Consider the following 22,942-nt stretch of genomic DNA (forward strand, 5'->3'; position numbering starts at 1 on the left):
CTGAGCAAACGTACGAATCGGTGACCGGTCGCGACCATGGCGGAACCCCCCGTGTCCGTACGGGGGTCAGCCGGGTCCTCGCAGGGGGGTTGACGACACCCTCACCGCCCCGGCCCCCAGGGATTGAGCCTGCGGAGAAGTACCCGGAAATAGGCAATGGCAAGGAGTTCGTCCACTCCTTGCCATACCCAACGTATAGCGCGACTGGGGGCTTGCGGCAAGGCCCGGAACGTCCCGCAAAATGGCCGACCGAGGCCGGGGCCTGCGGAAACGAAAGATCGCGAAGTTCAGTTCCACGGAGCGGCCGACCGGAAACGAATCTCCTTGGATGGGCGTTCTGATGATTGACGTGATCGTGGTCGGCGGCGGACCGACCGGCTTGATGCTGGCCTGCGAGTTGCGGCTGCACGGCGTGCAGGTGGTCGTGCTGGAGAAGCTGGCCGAGCCGACCGGGGAGTCCCGCGGGCAGGGTCTGCACGCGCGCAGTGTCGAGATCATGGACCAGCGCGGCCTCCTCGACCGGTTCCTCGCGGTCAGTGAGAAGTTCCAGGTGGGCGGTCTCTTCGGAGGCATCGTCAAACCGTGGCCGGACCGATTGGACACGGCCCACCCGTACGGCGTCGCCACCCCGCAACCGGTCACCGAGCGCCTGCTCGAAGAGCGCGCCGTCGAACTCGGCACCGAGATCCGGCGCGGCCACGAGGTGATCGGGTTGAGTCCGGCCGAGGACGGGGTGACCGTCGAGTTGGCGGACGGGTCGCAGTTGCGCTCGCGCTACGTCGTCGGATGCGACGGCGGCCGCAGCACGGTACGCAAGGTGCTCGGCGTCGGTTTCCCCGGCGAACCCGCGACGGTCGAGACGCTGCTGGGCGAGATGGAGGTGGCGGAGGATCCGGCGACCATTGCCGCCGCCGTCGAGGAAGTCCGCAAGACCCAACTGCGGTTCGGCGTCAGCCCCGGCGAGAACGGCGTGTACCGCGTCGTCGTGCCCGCCGACGGCGTTGCCGAGGACCGTGCCACCGCACCGACCCTCGACGATTTCAAGCAGCAGCTACGGGCCGTCGCGGGCACCGACTTCGGCGTGCACTCGCCGCGCTGGCTGTCCCGGTTCGGCGACGCGACCCGGCAGGCCGAGCGCTACCGGGTCGGCCGGGTCCTGCTGGCCGGCGACGCGGCACACATCCACCCGCCGACCGGCGGGCAGGGGCTCAACCTGGGTGTGCAGGACGCGTTCAACCTCGGCTGGAAGGTGGCGGCCGAGGTCAACGGCTGGGCTCCGGAAGGGTTGTTGGACAGCTACCACACCGAACGACACCCCGTAGGTGCCCGAGTCATCGCCAACACGCGCGCGCAGATCACGCTCCTGGGGACCGATCCCGGTCCGACCGCACTACGGGAACTGCTCTCGACACTGATGGACTTCGAGGAGGTGAACCGGTACGTGACCGAGATGATCACAGCGGTCGGGATCCGCTACGACTTCGGCGAGGGCCACGAACTCCTCGGCCGACGACTGCGGGACGTGAAGCTGAAGCAGGGACGCCTCTACGAGTTGATGCGCACCGGCCGAGGTCTCCTGCTCGACCAGACCGGCCGGCTCTCGGTCGCGGGTTGGGCGGATCGCGTCGACTACGTAGTCGACGTCAGCGAGGAACTGGATGCACCCGCGGTGCTTCTGCGGCCGGACGGCCACGTGGCGTGGGTTGGCGACGGCCAGGAGGATCTGTTCAGCCGACTGCCCAGGTGGTTCGGCGCGCCCCACTAGAGGCTCTCCCCGCCTCCTGTGCTCAGGACGCCGGGAACGCCCAGCCTCCCGGGTAGAACGGTTCCCTGTCCGCGTGGAACGCCGCCGTCGCTCGGGCCAGGGCTCAGGCCCGCAGTTCCTCGACACCAGCGCGGCGATGGTACGGAGCCGCTCAGCGGCGGCTCGCTCGTGGACCAACGGCTCGTCGGACAGGCCGCTGCCGCAACCGCACATGGTGATCGGATTTCCGGCCGCCCCGTCGCGAATGCCGAGCCCGCCCGACAAGCGGCCGACACCCCGGATTCACCTCACCGTCGAGCATCGTTCCTCACGACACCCAACTCTGGCCGCTGTCAGCCAACTTGTCCTCAGGAGGCCCGATGTCCCCGCACGACCTCGTCCGACGCCGCGTCCGTCGTCCCGTCGCGGTGGGTGTTCCGCTCGCCGTGGTGGCCGCCCTGGTGGCCGCCGGTACGGCCGTAGGAGCCCCCGCGAAGGCCGAGGCCGCCCATGTCACGCGGACGGCGACGCTGGGCGACATCCCGCTCGGCGCGTTCAGCAACGCGCTGTTGCCCGGGACGGTGGACAACGACCGGGGAGTGAACCTAGGCGGCATCGGCAGCGACATCTACCCGGCCGGCCGCAAGGGCGAGTACTGGACGGTCACCGACCGCGGGCCCAACGGCCAGATCAAGGTCAGCGGGACGAAGCGCCGTACGTTCCCCGTGCCCGGTTTCGACCCGGCGATCGTGAAGATCCGTGTCTCCGGGGACAAGGTGAAGGTCCTGGACGCCCTCCCGATCACCACGTCCTCCGGGAAGGCCGTCACCGGGCTGTCGAACCAACAGGGACGCGACGAGGCGCCGTACTCCTACGACGCTCAGACGCCGCTGTCGTACAACCCGAACGGGCTGGACACGGAGGGCATCGTGCGGGCCGGGGACGGGTCCTTCTGGCTCGTCGACGAGTACGGGCCCTCCCTGGTGCACGTCTCCGCGCGCGGGAAAGTGCTCACGCGGTACGTGCCCAAGGGGCTGCATCTGACCGGGGCCGACTACCCGGTGGTGGAGGCGCTGCCGGCCGTCCTGCTGCACCGGAAGATCAACCGCGGCTTCGAAGGGCTCGCTCAACTGCCCGGCGGCGACCTGGTGATGGCCCTGCAGAGCCCGCTGTCGCTGCCGGACGGGGATGCCGGGGACGCGTCGCTCAACACCCGTCTGTTGCGCTTCTCCACGAAGAAGAAGGCGGTCACGGCGGAGTACGCGTACCGCTTCGACCCGGTGAACGTGGTCGACCCCAGCGAGGACGACACCTCCGAACTCAAGATCTCCTCGGTGGTCGCCGTGGGCGACGACCGGCTCCTGGTCGAGGAACGCACCGACAAGGCGGCCCGGCTGCAGTTGGTGAAGCTGAGCCGGAAGTCGAACATTCTCGGCGGTCGCTACGACGACGACACGACGTCCCCGTCGTTGGAGCAGCTCGACGACCCGGCCGCCGCGGGTGTCCCGGTGCTGGCCAAGAAGCTGGTCGTCGACCTGGGGACCGTCTCCGGGGTGCCGCAGAAGATCGAGGGCGTCGCGCGCGTGGATCACGACACCCTCGTCCTCGTGAATGACAACGACTTCGGGATGACGGACGGCGCGGGCGCGTTCGACGCGCAGGGGCGGTTGGTCGACAGCGGTATCAAGACGACCGTGGTGTACCTGAAGCTGCCGCACGGCATCTGAGTGTCCGTCGGCTCCTGAGGCGGCTAGCCGAACAGGGACGGGAGCAGGGACTCGATGTCGCTGGGAACCTCGCTCGGCAATTCCGAGGGGAAGTTCGACGGAAGCGCGGTCGGGAGCGTCGTCGGGAGCTTGGTCGGCAGGCTGGTGGGGAGCTTTGTCGGGAGGGTGAGGGACGGGCTGCGGCTCGTGCTCGAACTGGTCGCTGCGGGCGTCTTCTTGTCCGGTGAGTCATGTCCCCCGCGAGCCATCAGCACGATGACGGCGACGGCTCCGGCAGCCACGACCACGGCGAGCAGGATGAACAGCGGCCGGGGGCGCCTGCGGGGAGGCGGCCCATAATCCCCGTCCCCGTAGTCCCCTCCCGGAGGGTGTCCGAAGTCTCCAGGAGGTGGCGGTCCGAAACCGCCTCCCGGAGGCGGTGCGGCGCCTGGAGGTCCGGGCGGTCGAGGCGGTACGGGCGGCATGGCCATACCGCCAAGAGTCGCCGCGTGAAGGTCATGGCGCGACCCCCGCGCGGTGGTTGATACGGGCTCATGCCATGGATCGCATGATTCCGGAGCATTCCGCGCGGGGGTCGGTCACGATCGGCACCTCACGGACACCAACGGGCCCGTGAGTGACGCACGCGTGCGTGCCGTCAGCCGCGTGCTCCCAGGAGGTGGTCCATGGCGAGCTGGTCGAGCTGCTCGAAGGCCATCCCGCGCTGGGCGGCCGCCTCGATGTCGAAGTCCTCGAAGGCCGAGCGGTCCGCGAGCAGCGACTTGAGGCCGTCCGCCGCGGTCTGCTGCGCCAGTTCGTCCAGACGCGAGGCGCGCAGCGCCTCCTGGACCACCGGGTCTCCGCGGAACGCGGCCGAACGCTCCTTGAGGATCAGGTAGTTGCGCATGCAGCCGGCCGCCGACGCCCACACGCCGTCGAGGTCCTCGGTGCGCGGCGGCTTGAAGTCGAAGTGCTTCGGGCCGGCGTAACCGGCGCTCTCCAGGAGGTCGACCAGCCAGAAGGCGGCACGCAGGTCGCCGTTGCCGAAGCGCAGGTCCTGGTCGTACTTGATGCCGGACTGGCCGTTGAGGTCGATGTGGAAGAGCTTGCCCGCCCACAGGGCCTGGGCGATGCCGTGCGGGAAGTTGAGCCCGGCCATCTGCTCGTGGCCGACCTCGGGGTTGACGCCGTAGAGCTCCGGGCGCTCCAGGCGCTCGATGAACGCCAGGGCGTGGCCGACGGTGGGGAGGAGGATGTCGCCGCGGGGCTCGTTCGGCTTGGGCTCGATCGCGAACTTGATGCTGTAGCCCTGGTCGGTGACGTACTCGCCGAGGAGGTCGAAGGCCTCCTTCATGCGGTCGAGGGCGACGCGTACGTCCTTGGCGGCGCCGGACTCGGCGCCCTCGCGGCCGCCCCAGGCGACGTAGGTCTCGGCGCCCAGTTCGACCGCGAGGTCGATGTTGCGGATCGTCTTGCGCAGGGCGTAGCGGCGCACGTCGCGGTCGTTGGCGGTGAACGCGCCGTCCTTGAAGACGGGGTGCGTGAAGAGGTTCGTGGTCGCCATCGGCACCTTCATGCCGGTCGCGTCGAGAGCCTCGCGGAAGCGCTTGATGTGCGCCTCGCGCTCGGTGTCCGAGGACCCGAAGGGGATCAGGTCGTCGTCGTGGAAGGTCACACCGTGGGCGCCGAGCTCGGACAGGCGCTGCACCGTCTCGACCGGGTCGAGGGCACGGCGGGTGGCGTCGCCGAACGGGTCCCTTCCCTGCCAGCCGACGGTCCAAAGGCCGAAGGTGAACCTGTCCTCGGGGGTGGGCTGGTAGTTCATGACGCGGCTCCTTGTTGCTTCGCTGCGACTATTTCGTCATGGCGGTTTACAAATTAGTATGCACACGCAGCTCTGGGAAGGGACAAGGTGTCCCTGAAGGAGTGGGGTACGGGTCACCGCACCCCGGAAAGCCTTGAAAACACCAGGTCAGAGCCCGCAGAGCCGCGGAAAAAAGGGAGAGCCCGATGTCAGCAGCCGAGGGTCCGCTCGTCGTCGGCGTGGACACGTCCACCCAGTCCACGAAGGCGCTGGTCGTCAATGTGTCCACCGGACGGATCGTCGCGAGCGGCCAGGCGCCGCACACCGTCACCTCGGGGGCGGGCCGCGAGAGCGACCCCCGCCAGTGGTGGGACGCCCTGTGCGAGGCCCTGCGCCAGTGCGGGGACGCGGCCCACGAGGCGGCGGCCGTGTCGATCGGCGGCCAGCAGCACGGCCTGGTCACCCTGGACGCCCAGGGCGAGCCGGTACGTCCCGCCCTGCTGTGGAACGACGTGCGTTCGGCGCCGCAGGCCCGCCGCCTGATCGAGGAACTGGGCGGTCCGAAGGCCTGGGCGGAGCGCACCGGCAGTGTGCCCGGAGCCTCCTTCACGGTCACGAAGTGGGCCTGGCTCGCCGAGCACGAACCGGAGGCGGTGCGCGCCACGGCGGCCGTACGACTCCCCCACGACTACCTCACCGAGCGGCTCACCGGGCAGGGCACCACGGACCGGGGCGATGCCTCCGGCACCGGCTGGTGGGCCTCGGGGACCGAGTCGTACGACGAGGAGATCCTGCGGCACGTCGGGCTCGACCCGGCGCTGCTGCCCCGGGTGGTGCGGCCGGGCGAGGTGGCAGGGACGGTGCGCGACTGCCACGATCTGCCGTTCTCCAAGGGCACGTTGGTCGCGCCGGGCACCGGTGACAACGCGGCCGCCGCGCTGGGTCTCGGGCTACGCCCTGGAGTCCCCGTGCTCAGCCTCGGCACCTCGGGCACCGTGTACGCGGTGTCGAAGCACCGCCCCGCCGACCCGTCCGGCACGGTCGCGGGCTTCGCCGACGCGCACGGCGACTGGCTGCCCCTGGCCTGCACCCTGAACTGCACCCTCGCCGTGGACCGGGTCGCCGCGCTGCTGGGCCTTGACCGGGAAGCCGTGGAACCTGGTACTTCGGTCACCCTCCTGCCCTACCTGGACGGCGAGCGCACCCCGAACCTCCCCAACGCCTCGGGCCTGCTGATGGGCCTGCGTCACGACACCACCGGCGGCCAGCTCCTCCAGGCCGCCTACGACGGTGCCGTGCACGCCCTGCTGGGCGCGCTCGACCTGGTCCTCGACGAGGACGCGGACCGCACCACTCCGCTGCTGCTGATCGGCGGCGGCGCCCGGGGCACGGCCTGGCAGGAGACCGTACGGCGGCTGTCGGGGCGTCCGGTGCAGGTGCCCGAGGCGAAGGAACTCGTCGCACTCGGCGCCGCCGCGCAGGCCGCGGGCCTGCTGACCGGCGAGGACCCGGCCGCGGTGGCCCGGCGCTGGAACACGGCGGCCGGGCCGGTGCTGGACGCCGTGGAGCGCGACGAGGCGACGCTGGCCAGGATCTCCGGGGTACTCTCCGACGCGGCTCCGCTGCTCGAACGGGGGCCGGACGCCCGTTGACGCACACCGACCGAGGACTGACGGAGGCATGACCGCACCGCTGCACGAGGCGCACCCCGCCGGGTCCGGGCGTGCCCTGCCCGACACCCAGCAGGGCATGCGCCGGCGCAACCTCGCGCGCGTGATGCACACGGTCAGCGCCGAGGGCCCGCTCTCGCGCGCGGCCGTGGCCTCGCGCATCGGACTGACCCGTGCGGCGGTGTCGACGCTGGTGGACGAGCTGATCCGGTCGGGGCTCCTCGAAGAGCTGGGCCCCGAGCGGCCCGGCCGGGTGGGCCGGCCCGGATCGGCGCTCGCCGTCAGCGGACGCGGTCCGGCCGGGATCGGCGCGGAGATCGGCGTCGACCATCTCGCGGTCTGCGCGGTCGATCTGCGCGGCGAGATACGGGCCCGTGCCGTACGGCACGGCGTGAACCGCGGCCGCTCCCCCGAACCCGTGCTCGCCGAACTCACCGCGCTGGTACGGCAGATCGTCGCCGAGGCGGACGCGGAGGGCCTGTGGCCGGCCGGGCTCGCGGTCGCCGTGCCCGGTCTGGTCGCACGCGACGGCCGTACGGTCGTCCGCGCCCCGAATCTCGACTGGCACGACACGGATCTCGGCGCCCTGCTGCCCGCCGAACTGCCGCCCACTGTGGACAACGAGGCCAACTTCGGCGGGCTCGCCGAACTCTGGCTGGGCGAGACCACTCCGCGCGATTTTCTTCATGTGTCAGCCGAGATCGGCATCGGCGCCGCGGTCGTGGTGGACGGGGGGCTGCTGCGCGGAACCCGGGGATTCGCGGGCGAGTTGGGGCATGTCCCGGTGCGTCCGGACGGGCCGGAGTGCGCGTGCGGCGGGCGCGGCTGCCTCGAACAGTACGCGGGTGAGGAGGCGGTGCTGCGGGCTGCGGGGCTGAAGCCCGGCGCGGACCGGGTCGGTCTGCTCGCGACCCGCGCCGCCGACGGCGACGAGGCGGTACGACGTGCCCTGCACGACGCCGGTACGGCGCTCGGCATCGCGCTGACCGGCGCGGTCAACCTCCTCGATCCGCAGCTGGTGGTGCTGGGCGGCGCGCTGTCCGGTCTCGCGCCCTGGCTACTGCCGTCACTGGAGGCCGAGTTGGCGCGGCGCACGGCGGGGCCCGCCTGTCCGGTGTCGGTGTCGCGGCTGGGGCCCGAGGGCCCGCTGCTGGGGGCCGCGCACTCGGTGGTGCGGGCCGTCCTCGACGACCCGGCGGCAGTGGCCGAACGGACCGGGGGAATCGTGGCCGGACGAGCTGGGGACAACATGGCCGAAAAGGCCTGAAAAACGGCCGAGTTCACCCGTCCGAGTGATCGGGTTATCCACAGTTCCGCCGTCGTCCACGGAAGCACGGCACGCCCTACTGCCCAACCCGCAACCGCCGTACCGTGATTCACGCGAGGCGCAGCCGTCGTGTCGTGACGACGGTGTGCGAGTGCTGGTCCGGATGCGGGTGGACGACGGGGGATTCACGTGTCGGGGGAGACAGTTCAGGAGCTGCGGCGGGATGCCGTCGGGCTGCGTGAGGTCCTGTTCCAAAGTGTCACGGCGATGGCGCCGGCCGCCGCGGTCGCCGCGTCGATCCCGTCGGGCGCGGCCTTCGCGGGCGGAAGTCTGCCGCTGTCGGTGCTGATCGCGCTGGTGGCCTGCCTCTTCACCGCGTCCTGCGTCGCCGAGCTGGCCCGCGAACTCCCCGCCGCCGGCTCGGTGGCCACCTACGCGGCACAAGGACTGCATCCGGCCGTCGGTTTCCTGGTCGGCTGGGGGTACGTCTTCGTGGAGGCGCTGATCCCACCCCTCCTGCTCCTCCAACTCGGCTTCACCACGGCGGGCACACTGCACCAGGAGTGGCCCTCGTACCCGGAAAACCTGTGGTGGCCATGGGCACTCGCGGGCGCCGCGATCATCGCGGCGGCGGGCTGGTTCGGGGTGCGCGCCTCTGCCCGCTTCGGCACGGTGCTCGGAGTCTTCGAGATCCTCGTCTTCCTGGTGTTCGCCGTCTGGCTGATCGGCAAGGCCGGTAGCGCCAACACGCTGTCGGTGTTCGGCACTTCGCACACCGGCAAGGACTACTCCGGTCTCGGCGGGGTCTTCGCCGGCTCGGTCTACACGGTGCTCGCGTTCGCCGGGTTCGAGGCCGCGGCACCGCTCGCCGAGGAGACACGGAACCCACGTCGGACGATGCACCGCGCGGTGCTCGGCGCGGCCCTAGGGATCGGCCTGTTCTACGTGCTGACGACCTACGCCATGACGGTGTACTTCGGGCCGGACCGCTTCAGCGGATTCGGAGCCTCCGGTGCCGCGTCCTGGGAGGGGGTGGCCCGCGCGTCGTTCGGACTGTTCTGGGTGCTGGTGTTCCTCGCCGTGGTCAACTCGACGATCGCCAACGCCAACGCGTGCGCCACCGTCTCGACCCGCACCGCCTTCGCCCTGGCCCGCATCCGGCTACTCCCCCGCGTCCTGGCCACCCTGCACCCACGCCACCGCTCCCCCGTCGCCGGCATCGCCGTGCAGACCGTCGTCGCGGTGGGAGCCGTACTGGGCCTCGGTCTCGGCTACGACCCGGTGACCGCGTTCCTCCTCCTGGCCACGGTGATCGTCACGGTCGTCATCGGCGTCTACATCGTCGTGAACCTGGCCTGCGCGGGCTACTTCCTGCGCCGCAGGCGCGAGTTGCTCAAGCCACTACGGCACCTGCTGGTCCCCCTCCTCGGGATCGTCGCGTTCGTCCCCGCCCTGCTCACCGCTGCGGGCATCCCCGCCTTCGACTTCGTGACCGAACTGACCGCTCCCGTGTCCTACGCCGGACCGGTCGTCGGCATCTGGATGGCGGCCGGGGTCGTAGTCCTGCTCGTTCTGCTACGACGGCACCCCGAGCGAATAGCCGATACCGCCCGTGTCCATCTCGACGAACCCGTCTCCACCGGTCATCCGCAGAACGGAGCAGTACAGCCTTGACTTCCTCCCCCTCCTGAAGGAGGGGGATTCCTACGGCTCGCGCTGTAGGGGTTCCTGTTTCAACGCCGACTGCCCGCCAGGAGAACTCCCTTGAGGTCTTACACCAGCTCCACAGGCCGAGACGGCCAGCCCGGCCGCCAGGATGTTGCGGGCCGCGTTGATGTCGCGGTCATGCACGGCGCCGCAGTCGCACGTCCACGCGCAGACGTTCAGCGGCATCGTCGCCGCGACCGCGCCGCAGGCCCCGCACAGCTTCGAGCTGGGGAACCAGCGGTCGATCACGACGAGTTCGCGCCCGTACCAGACGCACTTGTACTCCAGCATGGAGCGCAGTTCCGTCCACGACGCGTCCGAGATGGCGCGCGCCAACGTGCCGTTCTTGAGCAGGTTGCGGACGGTGAGGTCCTCGATCACGACCGTTTGGTTCTCACGGACGAGACGGCTGGTGAGCTTGTGCAGGTGGTCGCGGCGCCGGTCGGCGATCCGCGCATGCACGCGGGCGACCCTGCGGCGGGCCTTCTCCCGGTTCGCCGAGCCCTTCGCCTTCCGGGACAACTCCCGCTGCGCCTTCGCAAGACGGGCGCGGTCACAGCGCTCGTGCCGGGGGTTGGTCACCTTCTCGCCGGTAGACAGGGTCACGAGGGACGTGATGCCGGCGTCGATGCCGACCGCATTCGTCGTGGCCGGAGCCGGAGCAATGCTGTCGTCGCACAGCAGCGACACGAACCAGCGGCCCGCACTGTCACGGGACACAGTCACCGTCGTCGGTACCGAACCCTCCGGAAGGGCACGCGACCAGCGGATGTCCAGCACACCGGCCATCTTCGCCAACGTCAGACGGCCCTCGCGCCACGTGAAAGCGGAGCGGGTGTACTCGGCCGACGCCCGCGACTTCTTCCTCGACTTGAAACGCGGGTACTTCGCCCGCTGGGCGAAGAAGTTCCCGAACGCTGTCTGGAGGTGGCGCAGCGCCTGCTGGAGCGGGACCGAGGACACCTCCGCCAGGAACGCGAACTCCTCGGTCTTCTTCCACTGGGTCAGCGCGGCCGACGACTGGACGTAGGAGATGCGGTGCTGCTCGCTGTACCAGGCCCGGGTGCGCTCTTCCAGCGCCTTGTTGTAGACCAGGCGGACGCAGCCGAACGTACGCGACAACTCCGCCACCTGCCCGTCCGTGGGGTAACAGCGGTACTTGAACGCCCGCTTGACCTGCCGCGCCATACCTCACATTCAATCAGCTCCCGTTTGAGCGACGAGTGTCGGCCGGCAGCCGGTGGACGCCGGTCCGCCCTGCTGCGCAGGAGCTTCGCTTCCTCCCCCGGCCGAAGCCGAGGGTATCCACGAAGGAGAGCCCCGATGAACGACCCCCGGATCCTGACGGTGCGGCCCGAACCGGGCGAGTACGCCTGGACGTTCGGCGGCGCCCCGCCCGTGGCGCGCATCGCGCCCGGCACCGTCCTCGACCTGTACACGGAGGATTGTTTCGCCGGACGGGTGCGGTCCGAGAGGGATCTGGTGTCCGAGGTGTGCGAGTTCCCGTTCCTGAACCCGCAGACCGGTCCCTTCCATGTGGAGGGCGCGGAGCCGGGCGACACGGTCGCCGTGCACTTCGTGTCGATCGAACCGGCCCGGGACTGGGCCGCCTCGACCACGGTTCCCCTCTTCGGCGCGCTCACCTCGACCCACACCACGGCGACGCTGCAGCCGCCGCTCCCGGAGACCGTCTGGATCTGGCAGTTGGACCGGACCCGGCGTACGGCGCTGTTCCGCGCGCGGGACAGCGACATCGAGATCGAGCTGCCCCTCGACCCGATGCACGGCACGGTGGGTGTGGCCCCCGCCAACCTGGAGGTGCGTTCGGCGCTGGTGCCGGACGCGCACGGCGGGAACATGGACACGCCCGAGATGCGGGCCGGGGTCACCTGCTACCTCGGCGTGAACGTGGAGGGCGCGCTGCTCAGCCTCGGTGACGGGCACGCCCGGCAGGGCGAGGGCGAGACCTGCGGGGTCGCCGTCGAGTGCGCGATGAACACCGTGGTGATCGTGGAACTGCTCAAGGGGGTCGCCACGCCCTGGCCGCGCATCGAGTCGGACACGCACATCATCTCGACGGGTTCGGCCCGCCCGTTGGAGGACGCGTTCCGGATCTCCCAGCTCGACCTGGTGCGTTGGCTGGTGCGCGACTACGGGTTCAGTGAACTGGACGCCTATCAATTCGCAACCCAGGCGGTCGAATCACCGTTGGCCAACGTGTGCGACACCAACTACACCTGTGTGGCGAAGATCCGGAAGGAGTGGCTGCCCGCGCGCGAGACGCATCGCGGACTGCACGCGCGGCTGCGTGAGACCGCGGCGGCACTCCAGCACTGAGCACGCCGCTCACTCCGGACGCCCCTAAGACCTCGAAAACCCCCAAGACCTCTGAGAGGCAACCCGCAGTGGACCGTTCAACACCGCTTCCGAGCAGGCGGCGCATCCTCAAGGGTGCCGCGCTGGCCGCCGTACCGTATGCGTTACTTCCCGACGCGGAGGCCGGTGCGCAGACTCAGGCCGTCGACTATCCGGCGGCCGAGTGGCAGCCGGCGAGCACCTCCAACTACACGGTGTCCAAACGCCCCAGCACCTATCCCGTCGACTACGTGATCATCCACGTCACGCAGGAGACGTATCCCAGCACCCTGTCCATCTTCCAGAATCCGCAGAAGAAGGTATCCGCGCACTATCTCGTACGGTCGGCCGACGGGCATGTGGCGCAGTGTGTGCGGGAGGCCGACATCGCCTGGCACGCGGGGAACTGGGACTACAACACGCGCAGTGTCGGTATCGAGCACGAGGGCTGGGTGGATCAACCCCAGTGGTTCACCGACGCGTTGTACGAGCAGTCGGCCAAGCTGACGTCGGCGCTCTGCACGAAGTACGGGCTCCCGAAGGACCGGGCGCACATCATCGGGCACTACGAGGTGCCGGGTACGGACCACACCGATCCGGGGCCGAACTGGGATTGGACGCGCTACATAAGGCTGGTCAATCTCGGCTGAGCCGGGGTGGATCAGAGCCGGTTCCGGCCCGGAACCAGGCCTCTTCCGAGAGCGTCGCGGTTCGTTCGGGGCGTACCTGGTCGAAACGGTTGTCCGGATCCGTCTGCGGAGTAACGATGTCCGCATCCGTTGCGGCGCCGTGTCGCTGTCGTGTCATCGCCGTATCGCCGCTGTACCACTGCCGCACCGCCGTCGTATCGACTTCAGGGGAGGCCGAGTTGACCGATCCATGGGTGGCCCTGGAGCCGGGGGCCGACCCTGCCGAGCGGGTGCGGGTGCTGCGCCGGGCGCACGAGACGTTCGCCGTGGCGGGTACGGTGCCGCAGCCGGTGCGGTCGGTGGTGGCCGATTCCTGGCGGCGTTCCGCGCGGGCCGGTGTCGGTCCCGAGGGCACGGCGAGTGTGGAGCTGACGGACGGTGACCTGGGTGTCTACCGCGCGGAGCATCCGCTGGCGCGGGTGATGCCGCTGATACGGGAGTTGGTGGGCACGTTCGCGGCGGACGGCGAGCATCTGCTGGCGGTGTGCGACGCACAGGGCAGGTTGTTGTGGGTCGAGGGTGATCCGGCGACCCGGCGGAAGGCCGGCCGGATGAACTTCGTGCCGGGTGCGCGCTGGGCGGAGAGCGCGGTCGGGACGAACGCGCCGGGTACGGCGGTCGCCGTGGACCGCCCGGTGCAGGTGTTCGCGGCCGAGCACTTCATCCGGCGGGTGCAGCCGTGGACGTGTGCGGCGGCTCCGGTGCACGATCCGCGTACGGGGCGGGTACTCGGTGCCGTGGACATCACCGGCGGAAACGGGCTGGCGCATCCGCACAGCCTGGGCTTCGTGCAGGCGGTGGCGCGGGCCGCCGAATCCCAACTGGCCCTGCTCGCACCGGAACAGACGTATGTCGACGGGCCCGAGCTGACGGCGCTGGGCCGGGACGAGGCCCAACTGTGTGTCCACGGCCGCAAGATGAGGCTGAGCCGCCGGCACAGCGAGATCCTGGTGCTGCTGGCCCGGCATCCCGAGGGGCTGACCGGCGACGAGTTGCTGTGCGCGCTGTACGAGGACGAGTCGGTGCCGCCGGTGACGTTGCGGGCCGAACTGGCGCGGCTGCGGCGGCTGTTGGGGCCGGGCCTGCTCGCCTCGCGTCCGTACCGGCTCACGTCACCGGTCGAGTCCGATGTGGCGATCGTAGAGCGGCGGCTGGAAGGGGGTGCGGTCATGGGGGCGGCGACGGCGTACACGGGTCCGTTGCTGCCCGGTTCGCAGGCACCGGCGGTGGTCCGGCTCAGGACCCGCCTCGCCGACGGCCTCCGGACGGCGCTGATCGCCCGCCGCGACCCCGACCTGCTGGCGGACTGGGCGCACGCGCCGTGGGGCGAGGACGACCTCGACGTGTGGCGGGCGCTCGCGGCGATACGGCCGACGGCACCGGTGCGTTCGCGACTCGCCACGCTGGAGTCCGAGCTGACGGCACCGGCGGGGTGGTCACGGCAGGCGGGCCGCTGACGTAACTCACGCTCGACGCAAGCCACTTGCCGCCCATCCCGCCCTCCGGCTCTCGGCACACCTCCCGGCTTCCGCCCTCCGGCTCCTCGTTTCCGGCTCCCACCCTCCACCTTCCGGCTTCCGGTCTCGGCCCTCCGGCACCCCGCACCCAGCACCCAGCACCCAGCACCCAGCACCCAGCCCACCTTCCAGCTTCCGCCCTCCGGCTCCTGGTTCGCGACTTCCACCTCGCACCTTCCACCTCGCGGCTCGCGGCCCGCCTTCTGGCTTCCGGCACCGGGCTCCCGGCTCCCCGCCCGCCTTCCGCCTTCCGGCTTCCACCCCCGGCACCGGGCACCCGCACCCCAAACACCCCGGCACCCCAACACCCGCGCAACCTACATGCAACGTCCCGCCCCCTAGCCTCGCGCCGAAAGCTGCCCAACGGCGGGCAGCGCTGTTCCGGGAGGCAGACCAGGATGACCCGTTACACGGCACCCGGCACCGAGGGCGCGATCGTCTCCTACCAGGCGCGCTACGACCACTTCATCGGCGGCGAGTACGTGCCGCCGGCTCGCGGGCAGTACTTCGAGAACCCGTCACCGGTGAACGGGCAGCCGTTCACGGAGATCGCGCGCGGCACCGCGGAGGACGTGGAGCGGGCGCTGGACGCGGCGCACGCGGCGGCACCGGGGTGGGGCCGGACGTCGGTGACCGAGCGTTCCGACATCCTGCTGAAGATCGCCGACCGGATGGAGGCGAACCTGGAGCCGCTCGCGGTCGCGGAGAGCTGGGAGAACGGCAAGCCGGTCCGCGAGACACTCGCCGCCGACATCCCGCTCGCCATCGACCACTTCCGCTACTTCGCGGGGGCGATCCGCGCGCAGGAGGGTTCGCTGGGCGAGGTCGACGACGACACGGTGGCGTACCACTTCCATGAGCCGCTCGGGGTCGTCGCGCAGATCATCCCGTGGAACTTCCCCATCCTGATGGCGACTTGGAAGCTGGCGCCGGCGCTCGCGGCGGGCAACGCGGTCGTCATCAAGCCGGCCGAACAGACCCCGGCGTCCATCCACTACTGGATGAGTCTGATCGCGGACCTGTTGCCGCCGGGCGTGGTGAACATCGTCAACGGCTTCGGCGTCGAGGCGGGCAAGCCGCTCGCGTCCAGCCCGCGGGTGGCGAAGGTCGCCTTCACCGGCGAGACCACGACGGGGCGGCTGATCATGCAGTACGCCTCGGAGAACATCAAGCCGGTCACGCTGGAACTCGGCGGCAAGTCGCCGAACATCTTCTTCGACGACGTGTCGTCGGCGAACGACGACTTCCTCGACAAGGCGCTCGAAGGCTTCACGATGTTCGCGCTCAACCAGGGCGAGGTGTGCACCTGCCCCTCCCGGGCGATCATCCAGCGCGGCCACTACGCCGACTTCCTCCAGGCGGCCGTCGCCCGCACCGAGTTGATCAAGCCGGGCCACCCGCTCGACACGGACACGATGATCGGCGCGCAGGCGTCCAACGACCAGTTGGAGAAGATCCTCTCCTACCTGGACATCGGCCGGCAGGAGGGCGCGAAGATCCTCACGGGCGGCGAACGCCTCGACTACGACGGCGAGTTGAAGGGCGGCTACTACGTCCAGCCGACGATCTTCGAGGGCGACAACCGGATGCGGATCTTCCAGGAGGAGATCTTCGGGCCGGTGGTGTCGGTGACGTCGTTCGACGACTTCGACGACGCGATCAAGGTCGCGAACGACACGCTGTACGGCCTCGGGGCGGGCGTGTGGACCCGGGACATCAACACGGCGTACCGCGCGGGCCGGGCGATCCAGGCGGGCCGGGTGTGGACGAACTGCTACCACGCGTACCCCGCGCACGCGGCGTTCGGCGGCTACAAGCAGTCCGGCATCGGTCGCGAGAACCACAAGATGATGCTGGACCACTACCAGCAGACCAAGAACCTCCTCGTGTCGTATTCGCCGAAGAAGCTGGGCTTCTTCTAGACCTGAATCGAGAGGATCTGTCTCCGACGCCACCGAGGCCCATGTACAAGCTGCAAGACGTTGGGCCCGCCAGGGGCGCAGCAGGTCGCGAAGGTGCTGGGCGAGCCCTTCGACCGTGGTCGAAAGGTGTGACCGGAGTGCGGTGACCGCTCCGGACTCGGACGAACGGACTCAGCCTGTGAACCGAGGGGGAGCACATACGCAAGGAAAATCGGCCGGGCAGGGGCACGAAGGCCAGGAGGGCGGGCGCTCTGCTGGCCGCCACGGCGCTCACCGTGGGAGTCGCGGTGGCGACCGCGCCCTCCGCGGCTGCCGCCAACCCGTGTTGGAACGACGGCTCCACGAAGTGGTGGTGCAACAACGTCTCCGGCGCACGGGTGTACGGCACGGTCGGGGACAACCACATCTACCCGGACCCGAACACCGTCGTCGGCTACATGCACTCCAACCCGAGCTGGTTCTTCTGCAAGGAGGACAACCAGGCATGGGTGGGCGGGCCGCACTCCACACGCTGGGAGATGACGGTCGCGGACAACGGCCGGCTCGGCTTCATGAAGGACACGGCGATCTCCAGCGAGACGGACCCGCTCCCCGACTGCATCCAGTGATCACCAGGGCCCGCCGACCTGACGGTGGGCGGGCCCTCGCGCGCGCTCTCCGCGCTCCCCAGACGCATCAGATACGTCGGCGCTGCCCGTGTGCTGAATCGCCCACGGCGTGCCCGGCCAAGGCCTCAGCAGACGGGGACGTCGGGCAGTTTGTTGTCCGGGTAGTTGATGTAGATGTTGGTGATGTAGCCGCCGTACAGGGGGAGATAGGCCCACCAGTCGTTCGTGTACTGCCCGACGGTGACCTCCTCGCCCTGCTTCTGGCAGCCGATCAGCGCGTCGGCCCCGGCGGGCAGCCGGGTGAGCGCCTGCGAGCCGGTGGTCGTGGCGGCGCGCACTTGGACGTGGGATCCCCATGTGTCCTACCACGAGCCGGAGCGCGGGACGGCGCCGGGGACCTTCAGTGAACGTACCAGCGTGTCGAGGGCGCTGTACGCGGCGCCGAACGGGGTGCCCTGCGGGTGCAGGGTGAAGACGGCGACGATCGAACGGTCACCCGCGCCCACGGTTCCCGTGGTGTGCAGTGCGGGCCGGGCGAAGTCGACCCCCGTGGCCGGCGCGGACGGGACCCGTCGGCCGGCGGCCGAGGCCGTCGGATCGGCGCAGTCGCTGCTTTCGCCGAAGCCGGACCAGCCCTGTTTGACCGCCCACGGCTGCTGGAACGACGCAGGGATGCCGAACCGCTGGTCGAAACCGTCGTCGCCGCACCGGGTGGAGGCGCGCAGGTCACCCATGACGATGTCCCGCAGGGCGGCGGGTGCGCTGTCCAGGATCCAGCGGTAGATCCGGACGGTGTCGGCCGCCGACAGGGCCGTGTAGCCCCAGTAGCCCGGGTAGTCCGCCGACGGGCCCGCGGTGTCCGTCAGCCCCAGGCGGGGGATCATCCGGTCGATGATCGCCGAGCCGCCGTCCTGGGTCCAGTAGAAGTCCGCCGCGGAGTCGTCGCTGGAGCGCAGCATGCTGTCGACGCGGGCCCGGTCGTCCGACGGCAGGCCGTAGTCGGGGCCGCGGTCCCACAGGTGGTCCAGAGCGATCAGAAGCTTCACCACCGAGGCGGAACGGAACTGCGTATGGGCGTTGGACTGCTCGGTGAACGTCCCGGTCCGGCGGTCGTACACAGCGATTCCGGCAGTGACGCCCGGCGGTACGTTCACCGAGGCCGTGCGCGTGGGGGTGGGTGAGGGTGTCTGGGCGCGGGCGGGTGCCGCCGTGGCGAACAGGGCGGCCATCAGGACCAACCAGGCCGCCACGAGGGCGAATCCGCCTCGCGATCCCTGCGAAGAGAAGGGTGACATGAACGACTCCCCGGCGAGGACGGGGCCGAAGAGGAACACGTCGAGGCCGGCCACCGTTGGAGGGGCCGGCCACGACACGTGTGTCAGCAGTTGCGGACGGACCAGACGGGGCTCCAGTCCTGGTCACCCACCTGCGGCGGGGAGAAGGCGCGCAGCACGTTCCCGTTGGCGTCGTAGAGGTAGGAAGTGACCGACCCGGTCTGCTTGTTGAGGTAGTAGCCGTTGCCGGACCAGTTGGACAGGGAGTACCGGTTGCAGGTGTAGAGGTAGAAGATCTTCCACTTGGACACGGTCGGATCCCACACTTCGAGGCAGAGGTTCCCCGGGCCGCAGGTGAACGTCTGGTCGTCCGTGCGGTAGCTGACGGTGGTGGCCGGAGAGATCGTCGGGGAGACGGCGGCCGCGGCCTGTGCATGGCTACTGGTACGAGGGCCGGAGGCGGTTGCCGCCTGTGCCGGACCGGTGGCGAGGACGGCCATCAGCATGCAGAACACCGTGCCGATGATGCCGAGCAGCGAGCGCTTCGCGCGCATGGATGAGACCTCCGTGGAGACGGCAGCGGGTCATCTGGGACAGCGGCACGGAACGTGCCCTGACGGCGACGATCGCCGATCGCGCGAGCCCGGCGGAAGCCCTTCGAACCTCCTCGAAAGGCCGCTGTCACCGTGGTCCGGCCGCACATGATGGCCGTGTGCGACCCGGACACGGCCGTCGGACCGGGACAACCACGACACGGGCATGCGCGAACACCTCCATGCCGGACGGAGGACTGCCCAACCGTGCCTACCAAGCGCTCACTTGTCGGACTGTGCGCCGCCCTCGCGACGGGGGCGGCCCTCCTCACCACCGGAACCGCGCAGGCCGCCCCGGCCTCGCACGGCACCTCCCCCGGTCACGTCATGACCATGCCCGCAGCGCCGAAGACGGCCTGCCCCGCGCCGCTCCTGGCCGCGGCCCCCTCCACTTCTCCGGCCGTCCGCACGGCCTACGCCGGTGCCGGCGGGGGCATGTACTGCCAGAGCGGCTACTTCTGCGCCTCGGTCTGGGACCCGACGGCCGGCAAGTTCAAGATCTTCTTCTACTCCTGCAACCGCTACACCCTCTCCAACTGGATCGACTGGGCCGAGGCCCAGAACAGCCAGACCGGAGGTGCCGTCGCCGGTCTCTACGGCTCCGGAGGCGGCCTGCTCCAGACCGTCCCGGCCGACAACGCGGTCTACGCCGTCAACTGGTCACCGGTGTACTCGATCCGCGACTGCTGAGCCGGACGGCCTCTGCGGCCCGGCGCACTGGGCAGGCTCAGGGACCACAGGCCGGATCGGTCTCCGTCCGTCGTCCGGTGTCCGCGCCCGGCAGCCGGTGGCCCATGGACGTCACCGAGTGCCGTACGGACTGGCCCTCCCGGTGGCTCGCCACCAGTCCTCCGTCCCGCAGGACGGCGAGCTGGTGGCTGGCACTGGGCAGGGCGATGCCCACGGCCCGCGCCACTTCGAACGTGGTGCGGGTACGGCCACCTGCCACCTGAACCAGCACGGTGGCCCGGGTACGACCCAGCAGCCGCTCCAGTCCGCCACCGTCGGGGGCCACCGTGTCCAACGGCCGTGGGGTGACCGCATGGACGAGGACCGGCGTAGTCCACCTCCAGCACGGGGGATGCCATCGGGCGAGCGGCAGGCTCTCCAGCAGAGCGCGGACACCGCCGTCCAGGAGGGTGCGGGCCCGCAGGTCGACCTCGTCCTGCACGGCCCTGCGAACCTGCCCCCACCGCGGTTCGAGCAGCGCCTTGGAGGCGACCTCCAACGCCCTGACCAGCGATCCCATACCGCGATCTCCCGGCCTGCCGAGCGCCGTCGTCCACACCTGGAGAGGGCGGGCGCCGGCGAGGACGCCCGACTCCCGCCGCAGACGGCGGAGGGGCGTCGCGCGTACCTACGCGAGGGCCGCGGGCAGACCCTCTTCCGGAACGGACGGGGTGAGGAAGTCGGGGATGTAGCCGACGGCCGGGACGAGCGTCCCCAGCCGGCAGGCGGCGCAGACGAGCTCCCACAGCGGATCGGGACGCCGGGCCAGACGGATGGGGACGAGTGGCAAGCGCACTTTGGTTGGCTGCGCTGTCGCCACCGGCAGACCCGACCGCTCACGCCGACGAAGAGGGACCGGCATTGTCCTGTCCCGCAACCGCCGTGGCTGAAAAGGTGTCTCTCAACGCAATGGTCCAGCCGCCTCGGGAATCGGTCAGGTACGGCGGCAGCCGTCTGGGGGATGACGTGAGCACATGGGTGGTGCCCGGATACACCGAGTCTCTTGAGCTCGGGTCTGGTGCGAGCGGTCGCGTCGTGCTGGCCGTGCACGCGGACACCGGCGTACGGGTCGCGGTGAAGTACCTCAGCGAGTCCCTGCGCACGCGGCCCGGTTTCGTGCACGATTTCCGGGCGGAGGCGCGCCTGCTCGGCGGACTGCACAGCCTGTACGTGACTGGCCTGTACGAGTACGTGGAGAGCCCGCAGGGCGCCGCCATCGTCATGGAACTGGTGGACGGTGTCTCGTTGCGGACGCTGCTGACCCGTCAGGGGCCACTCGATCCCGAAGCCGCGCTCGTCCTTCTCAAGGGATCGCTGCTCGGTCTCGCCGACGCACACCGCGTCGGCGTCGTCCACCGCGACTACAAGCCGGAGAACGTCCTGGTCGAGACGGACGGATCGTCCAAGCTCGTCGACTTCGGTATCGCGGTGGACGCGGGCACCAGCGCGGGTGTGGCCGGAACCCCGTCCTACATGGCCCCCGAGCAGTGGACCGGCGCCCCCGCCTCCTGCGCCGCGGACGTGTACGCGGCCACGGCCACCTTCTTCGAGTGCCTGACGGGACACAGACCGTACTCGGGTGACAACATCGCCGAACTGGCCCTCCAGCACGTCGACGCCCCCGTCCCCGTGGACGAGGTCCCCGCAGCGGTGCGTGAGCTGGTCCGTCGCGGTCTGGCCAAGGAACCGGACCAACGGCCGGCACAGGCCGAGGCGTTCGTGACGGAACTGGAGACGATCGCCGGCGCCGTGTACGGGGCCGATTGGGAGGCACGGGGCCGCGCCCGGCTCGCCGCCTTGGTGGCCCTTCTGGCGCTGCTGCTGCCCTCGGCCCGCTCCCCCCGATCCACCACGGACACCGCGCGTACGATCCTGAGGCAGGCTCCACGGCACGACTGGGCCCGGTCATGGCGGCCCGGCCGAGCCGGCATGCTCGTCTCGGCTGCCGCCGTAGTCCTGGGCCTCCTGCTCACCTACGGAATGCGGCAGGCTTCGGCGGGCGCCGCCGAGCCGACCGTCGATGCCCTGGCCACCACCACGGCCCGGGTCGGCACCGGAGCGGCGCCGCCCACCGCCCCGCCCACGGTGCCCACTCCGTCAGGCGACCTGTCGCCGACACCCGGTGTCTCCCCCTCGGGCCCGTCGGCCACCCCGACCGGTCAACCCTCCGCCAACGCCTCCGCCACCGGCTCACCCACACAGGCGACGACGCCCAGCGAGGCGACCACGTCCACGCCGGCGACACCGACGACCGCCTCTTCCACCCCGCCTGTCGCTCCCGCCGTCAAGAACGTCGCGGTATCGGCCTTCAGCCAGACGGGCCCCACGACCTCCACCGCGACCATCACCGTCACCACTGACGGCAGCGGGCCGATCTCCGTCAGCGTCTCGTGGTTCACGGAAGAGGCGAGCGGAGGGGCCGGCTCCCCCGACGGTGCGTCCCAGACCTTCGAGCGCAGCGGAGCCACCCAGTACACGATCACCGTCGACCACACCTTCCAGAACGACGGCTGCTACTGGACGGTCCAGGCCACGACCACTCCGGCGCCGGCTTCCGGCGGCGCCTCGCAGCAGATCCTGACCAGGCGGTGTGAGATCCGATGACCGCTCAGAGCGACAACGCGCCCACGCCGGCGGTGAACGGTGAAGAGCCCACGTGGGCGCTCGCACCCGCCGACGCGCACAGCACCACACTCCGTCTCGGGCCCACCGAAGGCCACGTCCTCGACGACCGGACCTCCGGCCCCGACAGCGAGTACAGCGCCACCGTGCTGGCCAGCCACTGGATCCAGCGCCCCGAAACGGACGACACCCTCGTCGAGCCGGTCCCGGCGAGCGCTTCCCCGACCCGGCCCGACCGCGTCGAGGGCAGCGTGCTGCGATTCGGGCCCGGCGTGACGGCCGCCGTCGCGCACCGCACCGTCCAGACGCTTTCCGCGACGTCGTCGGCTCCCGCGCCCTCCGTTCGGAGGCTGCGCAGGAACACTCTGCCGACGCTGCTGGTGGTAGCTGTCCTCGTCTTCCTGGCCTGGCAGCGCTTCGGGCAGTCCGTGGCGGTCACCCAGGTCGCTGTCACGGCGAGTCCGACGGTTCTGGGATGCGACGGCACCGCGGACATCGTCGGTCTGGTCACCACCAACGGCCGTCCCGGCAGCCTCTCCTACCGATGGGTCCGAAGCGACGGCACAGCGTCCGACGTTCTGCACGAGGTGATGGTCCGGGGGGAGCGACACGCGCTCCTGCACCTTCGATGGACCTACCGGGGACCGGGCCACCGCGCGGCACGGGCGGAACTGCGCATCCTGTCTCCCGGTCACCGGGCGACCACCGCCCACTTCTCGTACGACTGTCCCTGAC

At 70.3% G+C, this 22,942-nt stretch carries 19 protein-coding genes and 1 pseudogene; 13 read left to right on the forward strand and 7 right to left on the reverse strand.

The features are described 5' to 3' along the window. Window positions 1-340 precede the first annotated feature (340 nt). Together rox and OG407_RS09085 are read left to right on the forward strand one after the other, a co-directional pair. Window positions 341-1,765, forward strand: a complete 1,425-nt coding sequence (gene rox, locus OG407_RS09080; protein ID WP_405868337.1) for a rifampin monooxygenase — start codon at window positions 341-343, stop codon at window positions 1,763-1,765. Between the two features lie 359 nt (window positions 1,766-2,124). After that, window positions 2,125-3,471, forward strand: a complete 1,347-nt coding sequence (locus tag OG407_RS09085) for an esterase-like activity of phytase family protein (RefSeq protein WP_405856732.1) — start codon at window positions 2,125-2,127, stop codon at window positions 3,469-3,471. Between the two features lie 23 nt (window positions 3,472-3,494). On the opposite strand, the gene OG407_RS09090 is transcribed toward OG407_RS09085, so the two are convergent. Beyond that, window positions 3,495-3,758, reverse strand: coding sequence for a hypothetical protein (locus OG407_RS09090; RefSeq protein ID WP_405856734.1), 264 nt, complete (start codon window positions 3,756-3,758; stop codon window positions 3,495-3,497). Window positions 3,759-4,108: 350 nt separating this feature from the next. Beyond that, complete coding sequence (gene xylA, locus OG407_RS09095) at window positions 4,109-5,275, reverse strand: xylose isomerase (protein ID WP_328684880.1); 1,167 nt, start codon at window positions 5,273-5,275, stop codon at window positions 4,109-4,111. A gap of 185 nt (window positions 5,276-5,460) precedes the next feature. On the opposite strand from xylA, the gene xylB reads away from it, so the two are divergent. From xylB to OG407_RS09110, 3 genes are all read left to right on the forward strand, one after another. Beyond that, the gene (gene xylB / locus OG407_RS09100) at window positions 5,461-6,906 is read left to right on the forward strand and encodes a xylulokinase (protein WP_405856736.1); all 1,446 of its coding nucleotides are present in this window, start codon (window positions 5,461-5,463) and stop codon (window positions 6,904-6,906) included. 28 nt (window positions 6,907-6,934) lie between these two features. After that, window positions 6,935-8,191: an ROK family protein gene (locus OG407_RS09105; RefSeq protein WP_405856738.1), complete on the forward strand. Its 1,257-nt coding sequence runs from the start codon at window positions 6,935-6,937 to the stop codon at window positions 8,189-8,191. A 189-nt stretch (window positions 8,192-8,380) separates the two neighbouring features. Next, window positions 8,381-9,865 carry an APC family permease gene (locus OG407_RS09110; protein WP_405856740.1) on the forward strand — a complete coding sequence of 495 codons (1,485 nt, stop codon included), beginning with the start codon at window positions 8,381-8,383 and terminating at the stop codon, window positions 9,863-9,865. A 30-nt stretch (window positions 9,866-9,895) separates the two neighbouring features. Here OG407_RS09110 and OG407_RS09115 read toward each other — a convergent pair whose 3' ends face one another. Continuing rightward, window positions 9,896-11,086 carry an RNA-guided endonuclease InsQ/TnpB family protein gene (locus tag OG407_RS09115; RefSeq protein ID WP_405856742.1) on the reverse strand — a complete coding sequence of 397 codons (1,191 nt, stop codon included), beginning with the start codon at window positions 11,084-11,086 and terminating at the stop codon, window positions 9,896-9,898. Window positions 11,087-11,221: 135 nt separating this feature from the next. Between OG407_RS09115 and OG407_RS09120 the strand changes: the two genes are divergently transcribed. The 5 genes from OG407_RS09120 (at window position 11,222) to OG407_RS09140 (ending at window position 16,989) form a co-directional block, all read left to right on the forward strand. After that, complete coding sequence (locus tag OG407_RS09120; protein ID WP_405856744.1) at window positions 11,222-12,235, forward strand: acetamidase/formamidase family protein; 1,014 nt, start codon at window positions 11,222-11,224, stop codon at window positions 12,233-12,235. A gap of 68 nt (window positions 12,236-12,303) precedes the next feature. Further along, window positions 12,304-12,903 (forward strand): N-acetylmuramoyl-L-alanine amidase, encoded by a 600-nt coding sequence (locus tag OG407_RS09125; RefSeq protein WP_405856746.1) that lies wholly within the window; start codon window positions 12,304-12,306, stop codon window positions 12,901-12,903. Window positions 12,904-13,121: 218 nt separating this feature from the next. After that, complete coding sequence (locus tag OG407_RS09130; RefSeq protein WP_405868339.1) at window positions 13,122-14,399, forward strand: GAF domain-containing protein; 1,278 nt, start codon at window positions 13,122-13,124, stop codon at window positions 14,397-14,399. A gap of 458 nt (window positions 14,400-14,857) precedes the next feature. Then, complete coding sequence (locus OG407_RS09135) at window positions 14,858-16,381, forward strand: aldehyde dehydrogenase family protein (protein WP_328684874.1); 1,524 nt, start codon at window positions 14,858-14,860, stop codon at window positions 16,379-16,381. 287 nt (window positions 16,382-16,668) lie between these two features. Then, the gene (locus OG407_RS09140) at window positions 16,669-16,989 is read left to right on the forward strand and encodes a hypothetical protein (RefSeq protein WP_405856748.1); all 321 of its coding nucleotides are present in this window, start codon (window positions 16,669-16,671) and stop codon (window positions 16,987-16,989) included. A 125-nt stretch (window positions 16,990-17,114) separates the two neighbouring features. Here the strand turns inward: OG407_RS09140 and OG407_RS09145 are convergent. After that, a pseudogene (locus tag OG407_RS09145) lies at window positions 17,115-18,284 on the reverse strand (hypothetical protein). Between the two features lie 83 nt (window positions 18,285-18,367). Then, complete coding sequence (locus OG407_RS09150; protein WP_405856750.1) at window positions 18,368-18,817, reverse strand: hypothetical protein; 450 nt, start codon at window positions 18,815-18,817, stop codon at window positions 18,368-18,370. 246 nt (window positions 18,818-19,063) lie between these two features. Here OG407_RS09150 and OG407_RS09155 point away from each other — a divergent pair, with 246 nt between their 5' ends. Beyond that, the gene (locus OG407_RS09155; protein WP_405856751.1) at window positions 19,064-19,546 is read left to right on the forward strand and encodes a hypothetical protein; all 483 of its coding nucleotides are present in this window, start codon (window positions 19,064-19,066) and stop codon (window positions 19,544-19,546) included. Between the two features lie 37 nt (window positions 19,547-19,583). Here OG407_RS09155 and OG407_RS09160 read toward each other — a convergent pair whose 3' ends face one another. Together OG407_RS09160 and OG407_RS09165 are read right to left on the reverse strand one after the other, a co-directional pair. Then, window positions 19,584-20,105, reverse strand: coding sequence for an ArsR/SmtB family transcription factor (locus OG407_RS09160; protein WP_405856753.1), 522 nt, complete (start codon window positions 20,103-20,105; stop codon window positions 19,584-19,586). Between the two features lie 108 nt (window positions 20,106-20,213). After that, window positions 20,214-20,375: a hypothetical protein gene (locus tag OG407_RS09165; protein ID WP_405856755.1), complete on the reverse strand. Its 162-nt coding sequence runs from the start codon at window positions 20,373-20,375 to the stop codon at window positions 20,214-20,216. A gap of 176 nt (window positions 20,376-20,551) precedes the next feature. Between OG407_RS09165 and OG407_RS09170 the strand changes: the two genes are divergently transcribed. Together OG407_RS09170 and OG407_RS09175 are read left to right on the forward strand one after the other, a co-directional pair. After that, window positions 20,552-22,189, forward strand: coding sequence for a serine/threonine-protein kinase (locus OG407_RS09170; protein WP_405856757.1), 1,638 nt, complete (start codon window positions 20,552-20,554; stop codon window positions 22,187-22,189). Continuing rightward, window positions 22,186-22,941: a hypothetical protein gene (locus OG407_RS09175; protein ID WP_405856759.1), complete on the forward strand. Its 756-nt coding sequence runs from the start codon at window positions 22,186-22,188 to the stop codon at window positions 22,939-22,941. The genes OG407_RS09170 and OG407_RS09175 overlap by 4 nt, the downstream gene beginning before the upstream one ends. Window position 22,942 lies beyond the last annotated feature (1 nt).

It is taken from the genome of Streptomyces sp. NBC_01515 (assembly GCF_045040345.1).
GTDB lineage: Bacteria > Actinomycetota > Actinomycetes > Streptomycetales > Streptomycetaceae > Streptomyces.

Excerpts from the sequence above, each read along its gene's own strand:
- rox (WP_405868337.1), top strand. The coding sequence starts at position 341 with ATGATTGACGTGATCGTGGTCGGCGGCGGACCGACCGGCTTGATGCTG.
- OG407_RS09085 (WP_405856732.1), top strand. The coding sequence starts at position 2,125 with ATGTCCCCGCACGACCTCGTCCGACGCCGCGTCCGTCGTCCCGTCGCG.
- xylA (WP_328684880.1), bottom strand. The coding sequence starts at position 5,275 with ATGAACTACCAGCCCACCCCCGAGGACAGGTTCACCTTCGGCCTTTGG.
- xylB (WP_405856736.1), top strand. The coding sequence starts at position 5,461 with ATGTCAGCAGCCGAGGGTCCGCTCGTCGTCGGCGTGGACACGTCCACC.
- OG407_RS09105 (WP_405856738.1), top strand. The coding sequence starts at position 6,935 with ATGACCGCACCGCTGCACGAGGCGCACCCCGCCGGGTCCGGGCGTGCC.
- OG407_RS09115 (WP_405856742.1), bottom strand. The coding sequence starts at position 11,086 with ATGGCGCGGCAGGTCAAGCGGGCGTTCAAGTACCGCTGTTACCCCACG.
- OG407_RS09120 (WP_405856744.1), top strand. The coding sequence starts at position 11,222 with ATGAACGACCCCCGGATCCTGACGGTGCGGCCCGAACCGGGCGAGTAC.
- OG407_RS09135 (WP_328684874.1), top strand. The coding sequence starts at position 14,858 with ATGACCCGTTACACGGCACCCGGCACCGAGGGCGCGATCGTCTCCTAC.
- OG407_RS09150 (WP_405856750.1), bottom strand. The coding sequence starts at position 18,817 with ATGCGCGCGAAGCGCTCGCTGCTCGGCATCATCGGCACGGTGTTCTGC.
- OG407_RS09160 (WP_405856753.1), bottom strand. The coding sequence starts at position 20,105 with ATGGGATCGCTGGTCAGGGCGTTGGAGGTCGCCTCCAAGGCGCTGCTC.
- OG407_RS09175 (WP_405856759.1), top strand. The coding sequence starts at position 22,186 with ATGACCGCTCAGAGCGACAACGCGCCCACGCCGGCGGTGAACGGTGAA.